This is a genomic window from Amycolatopsis vastitatis, from assembly GCF_002234595.1.
Classification (GTDB): domain Bacteria; phylum Actinomycetota; class Actinomycetes; order Mycobacteriales; family Pseudonocardiaceae; genus Amycolatopsis; species Amycolatopsis vastitatis.
On sequence record NZ_NMUL01000010.1, the window covers coordinates 140,107 to 153,771 of the forward strand.

Annotated in this window: 3 protein-coding genes; all 3 read right to left on the reverse strand. The window is 68.9% G+C overall.

The window, feature by feature from the left end:
* Nucleotides 1-10: 10 nt before the first annotated feature.
* The 3 genes from CF165_RS13140 to CF165_RS13150 are packed head-to-tail and all read right to left on the reverse strand — an operon-like array spanning nucleotide 11 to nucleotide 13,603.
* The gene (locus CF165_RS13140) at nucleotides 11-1,168 is read right to left on the reverse strand and encodes an acyl-CoA dehydrogenase family protein (RefSeq protein WP_093947773.1); all 1,158 of its coding nucleotides are present in this window, start codon (nucleotides 1,166-1,168) and stop codon (nucleotides 11-13) included.
* Entirely contained in the window at nucleotides 1,165-8,361 is a 7,197-nt protein-coding gene (locus CF165_RS13145; RefSeq protein ID WP_093947774.1) for a hybrid non-ribosomal peptide synthetase/type I polyketide synthase, read from the reverse strand. Before CF165_RS13145 ends, CF165_RS13140 begins: the two co-directional genes overlap by 4 nt.
* Nucleotides 8,345-13,603: a non-ribosomal peptide synthetase gene (locus tag CF165_RS13150; protein ID WP_158226770.1), complete on the reverse strand. Its 5,259-nt coding sequence runs from the start codon at nucleotides 13,601-13,603 to the stop codon at nucleotides 8,345-8,347. The genes CF165_RS13145 and CF165_RS13150 overlap by 17 nt, the downstream gene beginning before the upstream one ends.
* Nucleotides 13,604-13,665 lie beyond the last annotated feature (62 nt).

Here is a 13,665-nt window from a genome sequence, read left to right on the forward strand (position 1 = left end):
GGGCCGCGGTTCACCATGGCGACACGCCTTCCCGCTCGTCGGTGCCGAGGTGGCCGGCGGCGATGGCCCGGAGCTGCATGTTCGTGGTGCCCTCGTAGATCTTGCCGATCTTCGTGTCCCGGTAGAACTTCTCCACCGGAAAGGCCGTGCTGTACCCGTTGCCGCCCAGGGTTTCGACGGCCTGCGAGGCGGCCCGCTCGGCGACCTCGGCGGCCAGGAACTTCGCGGTCGCCGTGGCGGTGAGCCTTTTCGCGAACGGCAGCGTGTCCAGCACCGCGATCGTGTGGTACAGGTACGTCCGGGCAGCGTCCAGCTCGGCGGCCAGCCTGGCCAGCGGGAACCGCACGCCCTGGAACGAGATGATCGGTTCGCCGAACTGGCGGCGCCGACGGGCGTAGCCGAACGCCGCGTCCAGCGCTCCCTGCGCGAGCCCGATCATCTGCGCGGCGATACCGATCTTGCCGATGTTGAGCGTCTCGATCGCGTTGGTGCGCCCGTCGTGCACCCCGCCGAGGACGTCCTCCGCGCCCACCGGCACGTCGTCGAACTCGACGGCACACGTCGAGCTTGCCCGGATGCCGAGCTTGGAGGCGCGCTCGCCGACCCGGAGCCCGGGCGTGTCCGCGTCGACGAGGAACGTTCCGACACCGCCGTCGCCCACTTTCGCGAACACCACGAACAGGCTCGCCTCGGCGGCGTTGGTCGTCCAGTGCTTGCGCCCGGTGATGCGGAACCCGGTGCCGTCCGCGGTGGCCTCGGTGCCCATCGCGAAAGCGTCGCTGCCCGACTCCTCTTCGGACAGTGCGTAGGCACCGACCGCCGAGGTGGCCAGCCGCGGCAGGTACCGGCGTTTCTGGTCACCGTCGCCGTGCCGCGACAACGCGCTGACCACGAGCGCGTTCTGGACGTCAACGAACACCGCGACACCGGGATCGACCCGGGCGAGCTCTTCGATCACCACGGCCGAGGACAGCAGGTCACGGCCCGCGCCGCCGTAGGCCTCCGGGATTTCCACCCCCATCAGGCCTTCGGCGAACAGGGACGCGACCAAGCCGTCGTCGATGCGTTCCTCGGCATCCATTTTGGACACCAAGGGTGCGACGGCGCGCTGCGCGAAGTCGCGGATCTTCGCTCGCCAGGCCGGGTCGGGTTCGAGGGGACTGTTCATCGGTACTCCTCGAACAACGCGGCCAGGTCGTCGTCGTCCACGTCGGCCAGGGGGAAGTCGCCCGCGTCGACGTGGATCTCCGCGTGCCGGCTGTGTTCGCCGACCCGGCGGACCGCGTCCGCGAACCGGCCGGCCATCGACGCCGCGTTCCCGGTCCACTCGGTGACCAGGCCGCCGTCGACGACCGCCCACGTCACCTCGGTGCGGGGAAGTCCGCTGGGCTCCCAGTGCGGCCACGGGATCGTTGCCGTCCCGATGACGCCGAGGGACCGCACGAGGACGTCCGCCGGCCCGGTGGGCTGCCCCGACGTCGCCGCGCGGTAGGCGCGTTTGACCGCGGCCAGGTCCCCGGCGTCGGCCCGGATCTCGGCTGTCGCGCCGAACGCGCCGACCGGCCCATCGGCCCGCCCACGCCGGCAATGTTCGAACTGGACCGGACCGTCGACCAGGTCGAGCACGGCGGCGAGAACCACTTCCTCGGCGGACATCCGGTACGCCTCGGCCGCGGCGGTCAGGATCGCGGTGGTCTCCTCCGGGCTCAGCTCCACCCGGGTGCGGCCGGTTTCCGCGGCCGGGACGTCCCCGGCCAGCGCCGCCAGCTCGCCGAGCAGCACACCCCAGCTGCGGGAGTCGGCCACCAGGTCGTGGGCCAGGCACACCAGGTGGCGGCCGGCGTCGAGGTCGAACAACGCGAACTTCACGAGACGACCTTCACGCGGGTTCATCTCCGCGCGCATCTCGGTGATCATCTGCCGCATCGCGTCGCGCTGCCGGTCCGCCGGAAGGAAGTCCAGCTCGATCCGCGGTACGTAGGTGTCCTGCGGGCGGACCGGTCCGATCCGCTGCGTCCAGACCGCCCCATCCTGTGCGAAACCGGCCCGCAGCGCGGGATGCTTCCGCAGCAACGTGTCGATCCACTCGGCACAGACGGTGAAGTCGTTCGCCACCCGGGTCTCCACCCAGTTCACGTCACCGTGCGTGCCGTCGAGCAGGCGGAGCTGCGCCGCGGTCGGCGGCACCTCCTGCTCCTGGCTGTCCGCGTTCGCACCACGAGCCTCGATGAGCGCGGCCGCGTCGGCGATGGTCTCGGCCTCGAACAGGTCACCGTGCACCACCTTCATCCCCTCTTCGACGGCACGGGCCGCGATCCGCACCGCCGCGATCGAGTCCCCGCCGGCTTCGAAGAAGCTGGCGCGGGGGTCGATCCGGGCGACCCCGATCACCTCGGCCGCGATCTCGGCCAGCCGGACCGCCAGCTCGCTCACCGGCCGGTCATCGTCCGATGTGGACGTTGTCGCAGTGGGGTGGGGAAGGTTGTTGCGGTTGATTTTTCCGTTGGGGGTGAGGGGGAGGTGGGTGAGGACGGTGGTGGTGTGGGGGTGCATGTAGGGGGGAAGGGCGGTGGCGAGGTGGTCCTGGATGCTTGCGAGGAGCTGGTCGTGGGGGACCGTGGTTTCGGGGTGGGGGTAGAGGTAGGCGTGGATCTGCTTGTGGTGCGAGGGTCCGGTGGTCGTGGTGATGGCGGTGTGGATCTCGGGGTGTTGGTTGAGGATGGTTTCGATCTCACCGAGTTCGATGCGGTGGCCGTTCACTTTGACCTGGGTGTCGCTGCGGCCCTGGAATTCGATGGTTCCGTCGGGATGGCGGCGGGCGAGGTCGCCGGTCTTGTAGAGGCGGTTTCCGGTATCGGGATGGGTGAAGAAACTGGCGGTGGTTTTCTCCGGGTCGTTGTGATAACCGGAGGCAAGCCCGGTGCCGGAGATGTAGAGGTGCCCGGTGGTGTGGATGGGGCAGGGCTGCAACTGGTCGTTGAGGATGTGCAGTTGCTGGTTGGCCAGTGGTGTGCCGTAGGGGATGGAGGGCCAGTCGGTGGGGGTCGCGTCGGTGATGGGGTGGTAAACCGACCAGATGGCGGCTTCGGTGGCGCCGCCGAGACTGATGATCCGGGCATGGGGATGGGTGGCCTGGATCTTTGGCGGCAGGGTGAGGGGGATCCAGTCGCCGGAAAGCATGACGAGACGGAGTGAGGTCGGTGGTGCCGTGGGTGGCAGGTAATCGGTGTACATGGTCATGAGGGCGGGGACGGAGTTCCAGAGGGTGATCTCGTGGGTGGTGATGAGGTGGTGCCAGTGGGCGGGGTCGCGGTTGGTGTTGGGGAGGATGAGGCTGGCGCCGGTGCCGAGGACGCCGAAGATGTCCCAGACGGAGAGGTCGAAGCTGAGGGAGGAGAGGGCCAGGGCACGGTCGTCGGGGGTGATGGTGAATCGTTGGTTGATGTCGAGGCAGGTGTTGGAGGCGGCCCGATGGCTGACGGCGACGCCTTTGGGTTGGCCGGTGGAGCCGGAGGTGTAGATGACGTAGGCGAGGTCGTCGAGGTTGGCGAGAGACTCGGGCGGAGCAGCGGTCTCGGTGGGGTCGATCGGTGCCGTGTCGGGACGTACCATCTCGGTACCGGCGGGCCAGGTCAGGTGTTGGTTGGTCACGATCAGTCGTACATCGGCGTGGGTGGTCATGTGGTGGCGGCGTTGTTCGGGTAGTTCTGGGTCGATTGGTACGTAGGCGCCGCCGGCGAGGAGGATGGCCAGCACAGCGATGATTTGTTCAGCGGACTTGGCTATGGAGACGGCGACGCATTGGCCCGGACCGACGCCGTGGGAGCGGAGGGTGTGGGCGGTGCGGCAGGCTCGTAGATACAGCTCACCGAAGGTCGTCCAGGATCCACCGCTGAATATCGCCGGGGCAGTCGGGTTCGCCAAGGCCTGGGAGACCAGCGGTGCATGGAGGAGTCCGACATCGATGGGCGTGGTGGTGTCGTTGACGCGGTCGATCATGTCTTGCTGCCAGGAGGGCAATAGCGATCCGGTGCCTTGTTCCCAGCCGATCTCGTCCTGGGCCAGCGACGACAGCACACCGCAGTAGGCCTCGAACATCTCCTCGACCACGCCCTCGGGGAACAACCCTTCCACCGCGGGCCAGCTCAGGTAAAGGCCGTCGGACACCTCGAGCACGCCCGCGTCCAGCCAGACCTGCGGCGTCTGGATGACCTCGTACGTCAACCCGCCGATCCAGTCGACCATCGAGCGTTCGCTCTCGCTCTCGTCGACCAGGGTGCTGGTGAACACGAACGGCATCACCGAGCCGGTGGTGCCGCCACGGGCCCGCGCGAGCTCACGCAGGACATCGACGCCGTTGACGTACCTGTGGTCGAGGTCCGCCCAGCTCTGCGTCTGGATCGCGGCCGCGACCTCGCCGAGTCCGGTGTGCTCGGTGAGGTCGACCGGCACCAGGTTGAACGACGCGAACCCGCCGACCAGGCCGGGGACGTCCTCGTGCACCGGGAACCGGTTGTTGGTGGTGACGTTCAGGGTGAACTTGCCGGAGGTGCTCCACGCGCCCAGCACCAGCGCGTACGCCGCCAGCAGCACCGACGACGGGGTGACCCCGTGCTTCCTGGCCCGTTCCTTGATCTTCTCCCACTGCTCGCTCGGCAGTGTCCGGCTGCACGGCACGAACCGGGGCTCGGTGATCGTGTCCGGCGCCGTCGCCAGCGGCAGCTGCGGCGCGGGCGGGAGATCCTCCACCCGGTTCCGCCAGTACGCCAGGGAACGCCGGTACAGCTCGGTTTCCTTCAGCCGGCCGACGGCCGTCACGTAGTCGCGGAAGGAGAGGCGCAGCGGTGTCAGCTCGGCCGCGGGGTTCTCGTAGAGCGCACGCCAGTCGCGGAGCATGACCCGCACGCTGCCCATGTCGGACACCATCAGGTCGAACCCGAGGAACACCCTGGTCCCGCCGTGGGGCAGCAGCGCCGCCCGGATGTTGAACAACGGCCACACGTCACTGGGCCGTACCTCGTGCGACATCCGCGCACGCACCTGTGCCAGTTCCGCGGCCACCTCGTCTTCCGGGACGGCACGCAGGTCCAGCACGTCGAACTCGTACGGCCCGGTGTCGGGCAGGATGCGCTGGGTGCCGTCCGGGGTGATGATCGCCCGGAGCATGTCGTGCCGGTCGAGGATCCGGTTGAAGGAACTCTGCAGCCGGCCGAGGTCGATGCCGTCGTGCTCGACCTCCCAGTAGATGTGCGCGGCGACGTTGCCGACGCTGAAGTTCGCCGACCGCCCGATCCACTGGGCCTGCTGGATCTCGCTCAGCGGGAACGGCTCGTAGCGCGACTCCGGGTCGGGGACCGCGACGGGCAGCTCGTCGCCCCCGTGCCGGCGCGGCACGCCACCGGCCTTGATGACCAGCTCGGCCATGGCGGCCACGGTCGGGGCCGTCATCAGGTCCCGCAAGGGGACGTCCACCTCGAACTCGGCCCGGACCGCGGCCACGATCTTCGTGGCCAGCAGCGAGTGGCCGCCGAGCTCGATGAAGCTGTCGTGCACGCCGATCGGCCACACGCCGATCAGGTCCTGCCAGATGTCGGCCACCCGGCGCTGGGTCTCGGTCTCCGGCGCGGCGTACTCGGTCAGCAGGTCCGGCCGTGATCCCAGGGTGGCCTCGGCGCCGGAGTGCTGTTCGTCCTTGGTCGACACGATGGCGGCGTCCAGGGACCGGGCCGCGGTGTCGGCTGCCGGTGCGTCGATCCAGTACCGCTTCCGGTCGAAGGGGTACGGCGTGAGGCTGCGGCGACGGCGCTGTTCGCCCTCGTGCATCGCGGCCCAGTCGACGTCCACGCCGGTCAGCCAGAGCCGGCCGACCGCGCCGAGCAGGAACCGGGTGTCGTCGTGCGTCTCGGTGGGCGCGCGCATCGTGTTCACCAGCAGGTGGCCGCGCAGGTCGGGGTCCATTCTGGACAGACTGCCCAGAGTGTGCCCCGGCCCGACCTCCAGCAGCACCATGCCGGGTTCGCCGGCCAGCTTCCGCAGGCAGGCGTGGAACCGCACGGTGTCCCGGACCTGCCCGGCCCAGTACGCCGGCGCGGTCGCCTCATCGCGGGTGATCCAGTCGCCGGTGCGGTTGGCCAGGAAGGGCGTGTCCGGCGCGGACAGCGGGATCTCGTTGATCGCCTCGGTCAGCGGCCCCACCGCGGTGTCCATCATCGAGGTGTGGAAGGCGTGTGACGTGTGCAGTCTGCCGAAGTCGATGCCACGGCGCGTCAGCAGCTCGGCGAACGCGTCGATCGCCTCGTGCGGCCCGGCGACGGCGCATTGCCGTGGCGCGTTGATCGCGGCGATCTCCACCCCGGGAAGCAGGATGCCGCGCAGCTCGTCCTCGGCCAGCGTGACCGTGAGCATCGCCCCCGGCGCCTGCCGCTGCATCAGCTTGCCGCGCACGGCCACCATCCGCAGCGCGTCCGGCAGCGTGAAGACCCCGGCGAGGCAGGCGGCGACCACTTCGCCGACGCTGTGCCCGAGCATCGCCCGCGGTTTCCCGCACCACGACTCGAGCAGCTTCGCGAGTGAGTACTCGACGGTGAACAACGCGGGCTGCGCGAACTCGGTCCGCTGGATGCGGTCGGCGTCGTCGTCCGGGTACAGCACGGTACGCAGGTCCAGCCCGAGGTGCGGGCCCAGCAGCTCCGCGCATTCGTCGACGCCCGCGCGGAACGCGGGTTCGTCCCGGTAGAGACCTCGGCCCATGGCGGCGTACTGCGTGCCCTGTCCCGGGAACAGCCACGCGACCTCCGGTGTGTCCCGGACCTGCCTGCTGAACACGCGTTGCGGGTCGTGGCTCTCGACGGCCTCGATCGCGTCCTCGGTGTCCGAGCAGACGATCACCCGCCGGTGGGGGAGCACGGTCCGAACCGTCTGCAAGGTGTACGCGGTGTCGGCGAGCGGCAGCTCGCCGAGGTCCTGCCCGAGCCGGCGGGTCATCTCCTCGAGCGCGCCGGCCGACTTGGCGGACAGCACGATGGCCTGCACCGGCTTGCCGGGTGTGGAGTCCACTGTGGTGGGTGCTTCTTCCAGCACGCAGTGGGCGTTCGTGCCACCGAAGCCGAACGAGCTGACGCCGATCCGGCGCGGCACCCCGGTCGCGTGCCAAGGGCGCAACTCGGTGTTCACGAAGAACGGCGTGGCGTCGAAGCCGATGTCCGGGTTCTCCTGCTCGAAGTTCAGGCTCGGCGCGATCTCCCGGTGCTGCAGCTGGAGGATCGCCTTGATCAGCGCGGCGACACCCGCGGCGCTGTCCAGGTGCCCGATGTTGGACTTCACCGAGCCGATCGGGCAGCCCCCGGCGTGGTGCGGGCCGAAGACCTTGGTCAGCGCGGCGATCTCCACCGGGTCGCCCAGCGCCGTGCCCGTGCCGTGCGCCTCGATCGCGCCGATCGTGCCGGGGTCGACCCCGGCCGCCCCGAGTGCCGCGGCGATGACCGTGGCCTGTCCGATGATGCCCGGGGCGGTGTACCCGACCTTGCGGTCTCCGTCGTTGTTGATCGCGGAGCCCTTGATCACGGCGTCGATGCGGTCGCCGTCGGCGATGGCGTCCGCCAGCCGCTTGCACACCACGATCCCGGCGCCGTTGCCGCCGACCGTGCCACTCGCCTTGGCGTCGAACGGACGGCAGTGCCCGTCCGAGGACAGGATCATGCCTTCCTGGTAACGGTAACCGTACTGCGGCAGCCGGATCGTCACCCCGCCGGCGAGCGCGATGTCGCAGTCGTACGACAGCAGCGCCTGGCGGGCGAGGTGGACGGCGACCAGCGAGGTCGAGCACGCGGACTGCACGCTGACCGCCGGGCCCTTCAGGCCGAGGTGGTAGCTGATGCGGCTGGCCAGGTAGTCCTTGTCGTTGGCGATCAGCATTTCGAAGCCGTCGGGCGAGGTGTCCATGGCCCGGCCGGGCAGCAGGTTCGCGAGCAGGTACGTCGACATGCTGCTGCCGGCGAAGACGCCGATGTGCGCGTCCGGGTCGAAGAGCCGCTGGCCGGCGTCTTCCAGAGCCTGCCAAGCGGTCTCGAGGAACACGCGCTGCTGGGGGTCGAGGATCGCGGCGTCCCGGGCGCTGTAGCCGAAGAAACCCGCGTCGAACAGGTCGATGTCGTCGAGGGCGCCGAAGGCGCCGACGTAGCCGGGATCGTCCACCAGGTCCCGGCTGATCCCGGCGGCCAGCAGCTGGTCCCTGCCGAAGAAGGTCACCGACTCCCGGCCGGCCCGCAGGTTCGCCCAGTACTGCCGCTGGTCCTTCGCACCGGGGAACCGGCATGCCTTCCCGATGATCGCGATCTCGGTGCCGTCATGCATGGAAGTCATGCGAGTCCCCGCTGTCGGTCGTGATGGTCTGTGGATGTCTGGGCGCACGCCGTTGGCGGGCACGTGCGAAGGTCGCGGCGACCGCGTCGTCGGTTTCGTCGCTGCCACCGAAGTACGCCGCCAGGTGCCGCATACTCGGGTTTTCGAACAGTGCGGTCAGGGGGAAGTCCCGGCCGAGCTTCTCGCGGAGAACCCGATGCACCCTGACCATGACCACCGAGTCGAGCCCGATGTCGAAGAAGTTCGCGGTCACGCTGATCCCGCGTGCTTCCAGCACATCTTCGACAATGGCGAGGATGCGCTTCTCCACCGCGCCGGCCGGTGGGTCGCTGGACGTCGTGGTGGTGGGGTGGGGGAGGTTGTTGCGGTTGATTTTTCCGTTGGGGGTGAGGGGGAGGTGGGTGAGGATGGTGGTGGTGTGGGGGTGCATGTAGGGGGGAAGGGTGCTGGCGAGGTGGTCGTGGATGGCGACCAGGAGTTCGTCGTGGGCGGTGGTGGTGGGGTGGGGGTAGAGGTAGGCGTGGATTTGCTTGTGGTGCGAGGGTCCGGTGGTGGTGGCGATGGCGGTGTGGATGTCGGGGTGTTGGTTGAGGGTCGCCTCGATTTCGCCGAGTTCGATGCGGTGGCCGTTGATTTTGACTTGGGTGTCGTTGCGGCCTTGGAATTCGATGGTTCCGTCGGGGTGGCGGCGGGCGAGGTCGCCGGTTTTGTAGAGGCGTTGCCCGGTGTGGGGGTGAGTGATGAAGCTGGCGGCGGTTTTGTCGGGGTCGTTGTGGTAGCCGGTGGCGAGTCCGGTGCCGGAGATGTAGAGGTTTCCGGTGGTGTGGATGGGGCACGGCTGCAACTGGTCGTTGAGGATGTGCAGTTGCTGGTTGGCCAGTGGTGTGCCGTAGGGGATCGACGGCCAGTCGGTGGGGGTGGTGTCGGTGATGGGGTGGTAAACCGACCAGATGGCGGCTTCGGTGGCACCACCGAGGCTGATGATGTGAGTGTGGGGGTGGGTGGCCTTGATCTTTGGTGGCAGGGTAAGCGGGATCCAGTCACCGGAAAGCATGATGAGCCGGAGGGTGGTGGGCGGTGTTGTGGTTGGTAGATGGTCGGTGTACATGGTCATCAAGGCAGGAACAGAATTCCAGAGGGTGACCTCATGGGTGGTGATGAGGTGGTGCCAGTGGGCGGGGTCGCGGTTGGTGGTGGGCAGAACGAGAGCGGCGCCGGCGCCGAGGACGCCGAAGATGTCCCAGACGGAGAGGTCGAAACTGAGGGAGGAAAGGGCCAAGACACGGTCGTCGGGGGTGATGGCGAATCGTTGGTTGATGTCGAGGCAGGTGTTGGAGGCGGCCCGATGGCTGACGGCGACGCCTTTGGGGTGGCCGGTGGAGCCGGAGGTGTAGATGACGTAGGCGAGGTCGTCGAGGTCGGCGAGAGACTCGGGCGGAGCAGCGGTCTCGGTGGGGTCGACCGGTGCCGTGTCGGGACATACCACCTCGGTACCGGCGGGCCAGGTCAGGTGTTGGTCGCTCACGATCAGGCGCACATCGGCGTGGGTGACCATGTGGTGGCGGCGCTGTTCGGGTAGTTCCGGGTCGATCGGTACGTAAGCGCCACCGGCGAGCAGGACGGCCAGCACAGCGATGATCTGTTCAGCGGACTTGGCTATGGAGACGGCGACGCACTGGCCCGGCCCGACGCCGTGGGAGCGGAGGGTGTGGGCGGTGCGGCACGCTCGGACGTGGAGTTCACCGAAGGTGGTCCAGGTTCCGTGGTCGAATATCGCCGGGTTGCTGGGGTTGGCCAGGGCTTGGGAGACCAGTGGTGCGTGGAGGAGTCCGACGTCGATGGGCGTGGTGGTGTCGTTGACACGGTCGATCACGTCTTGCTGCCACGAGGGCAGCAGCGATCCGGTGCCTTGTTCCCAGCCGGTCTCGTCCTGGGCCAGGGACGTCAAGACACCGCAGTAGGCCTCGAACATCTCCTCGACCACACCCTCCGGGAACAACCCCTCCACGGTGTCCCAGTTGAAGTGCAGTTCGCCGTCCTTCTCGTACGTCTGGTTGTCCACCCACACCTGCGGGGTCTGCGAAATCGCGTACACCGGCTCGCCGATCCATTCGCCGGTCAGGTATCCGCGACCCTGCCCGCGGCCACTGGCGAACACGACCGGAGCGATCGCTCCGGTGGCCGTGCCGTCGCGCAGGGCCAGTTCGCGCAGCACCTCGATCCCGCTGAACTCGCGGTGGTCCATGTCGGACAGCAGCTGCCGCTGAATCCGCGTGGCGTACCCGGCGATCCCGCAGTCCCCGCTCACGTCCACGGAAAGCGGCACGATCGTGGTGAAGTCGCCGATCACCTCGTCGATCCGGTCGTGCAACGGCTGCCGGTTGAACATCGGGACGTTCACGAGGAACCGGCTCGTCCCGGTCCACGTCCGCAGCACGACGGCGTAGGCAGCCAGCAACACGGCCGACGCCGTGACGTCGTACTTCGCCGCCCGCTCGGTGATCTCTGTCCACAAACGACTGTCGAGTTCGGACTCCAGGCGCCGGAACCGGGGCGCGGTGGTCCGCGCGCGCTCGACGACCGGCAGGTTCGGCGCCCCGGGCATCGACTCGATGCGCCGCAACCAATAGTCGCGGGCCGCGTCCCCGTCCGGTTTCCCCACCGCGATCAGGTAGTCGCGGAACGCCACCTCACCCGTCAGCGGCGGCAGTTCCTTGCCGTTGTACAGCTGCTCCCAGTCGTCGTAGAAGATCTGGATGCTGCGCACGTCGGCGATCAGCAGGTCGACCCCGATGTGCACGCGGACCTTCGTGTCGGTGACGCGGGTGATCCTGACCTCGAACAGCGCACCCCCGTCGAGCGGCAGCACCCGGTGGGACATCGCGCCGCGGGTGTCCTCGAGGTGCCGCGCGGCCTCGGCGTCGTCCAGGTCACGGAGGTCGTCGAAGGTGACGGGCAGGGGATCGCCCTCGCGGAACGGGAGAACCCGCTGTGTCCCGTCGGCGGAGACGGTGGCGTGCAGCATGTCGTGCCGCTGCACCAGCTTCGCCAGCGAGCCGACGAACCGGTGGACGTCGAGGGTCTCGGAATCGAACTCACGGTAGTAGTGCGTCGCCACGCTGCCGAGCTCGTAGGCTTCACCGCGGCCGGTGACGTACGCCTGCTGCAGATCGGTGAGCGGGAACGGCTCGTACCGCTGCCCGGTGTCCACCGACACGGCCGGGACCGGTGCGGCCGCGCTTCCGCCGGACCGCGCGAGGATCTTGCCGAGCACGTTCCGTGCGCTGCCGAGCAGCAGCTCGTCCAACGAGAGCCGGACACCCGTCGCCCGTTCGAGCTGATAGCGCAGCATCATGCCGCGCAAGGAGTCCAGCCCGAGCCGGGCAAGCGTGGCCCCGGACGCTTCGAGGTCCTCGGGCGCACCGTTGCCGAGCGCCTCCCTGATCCACCGCGTGACGGTTTCCCGTAGCTCCCCTGCCGGTGCGACGTCGCCCGCGGGCATGCTCACGTCGCCGGGCATGCTCACGTCGCCGGGCACGCTCGTCGCGAGCGGGTGCAAGTGGCCGTCGAGGTAGAGCTTGCGGCACTCGCCCCGGCGGATCTTGCCCGCGCCCGTCCTCGGTATCGCGGCCGCGTCGACGACGAGCACCTCGGCGTCCACCCGGTGGTGGGCGGTGACCGCGGCGCGCAGTTCGTCGGCGATCTCCGCGGCGCCTTCGGCGGTGTCGACGGCCTGGACCAGGACGAAACGTTCCCCCTCGTCCCCTTCGACGGCGAACGCCGCGGCGGGCGCGGCCTTCGTCGCCGGGTGCGCCTCGGCCGCGGTGGCCTCGACGTCCTGGGGGTGGATGTTGCGCCCGCGGATGATCAGCAGCTCCTTGAGCCTGCCACACACGACGATCTCGCCCTGGTGGCGGAAGCCCAGGTCACCGGTGCGCACGAACGGTCCTTCGCCGTTCGTGAGGCAGGCGCCGAACACGGCCGCGGTCTCCTCGGGCCGGCGCCAGTACCCGGAAGCGGTGAACGGTCCCCGTGCCCAGATCTCCCCGACCTGGTCCGGCGCGACCTCGGCGCGGGTTTCCGGGTCGACGATCCGGACCGTGGTAGCCGGACCCGGGTCACCGCAGCTGACCAGTTCGATGCCGTCCGGCGCCACCCGGACGGTGTTGGCTTCCAGCGCGGCGCGGTCGACGGTGATGCTGCCGATGTCACCGGCGCGCCTGCCGCTGACCAGCAACGTGGTCTCGGTGAGGCCGTAGACCGCGAACATCGTGTGCGGGGAAAGCCCGCAGGCGGCGAACCGGCCGGTGAACCGGGCCACGGTGTTCTTCCGGATCCGCTCGCCGGCGACCAGCGCGGAGTGCCAGTTGCTCAGGTCCAGCCCGGTCGTTTCCGCGTCCGTGACGAGACTGGTACACCTGTCGTAGAGGAAGTTCGGCCCGCCGCTGTAAACCGGGGAATCCGTCGAGGAGATCGTTTCCAGCCAGCTCGCCGGCCGGGCCACCACGTCCTCGGTGCGCAGCACTGTGCAGTCGCCGGCGATGTACTGCGAAAGCAGCAGGTGGCCGATCAGGCCGATCCCGTGGTGCACCGGAACCCAGTTCACCACGCTGGAATGATCCGGGATCCCGGTCATCCGGACCATTTTCCCGATGCCGGCGACAATGCTCGCGTGTGAGTTCATCACGCCTTTGGGGGAAGAGGTCGAACCCGAGGTGTAAAGCAGCATCGCGAGATCGTCCGGCCGGCACACCATCGGCGCGGGCTCCGGCGTCGACGGCCGTACCTGCTCGTCCACGGCGATCCACGCGACCGGGTACCCGTCCGCGGACTCCCACTGCCGCTGGGCTTCCGCGGCCTCCGCGGCCGTGGTCAGGATCGCCGAGACCGCCGCGTCACGGCCCGCCGTGGCGATCATGGCGTGCGTCCCGGGCTGCTTCGCGACGGCGGAGAAACCGAGCGGTACCGCGCACATCCCCGCGTACAGGCAACCACACACCGCCACGAGGCAATCGGGCGCCGAAGAGGTGAGGACGAGAACTCGCCCGTACGGCTCGCTGACCGCTCGCAGTGCTTCGGCCACGGCCAGGGCGCGGGTGTGCAGCTCCGAGGTGGTCAGCGAGCTGGTGATCGAGGAGCCGGGCCCGTCGCGGAACGAGAAGGCGGTTCGATCCGGTTCGTCGTAGGCGTTCCGAGTGAGCACGTCGACGATCGTGGGGGCGTTTTCGGAACGTTCGGACATGACCCTCGGTGCCTTTCCTCCGGTTAGGAGCCGAGTCTTCAGCGAGCGCAGGGGTGACGACA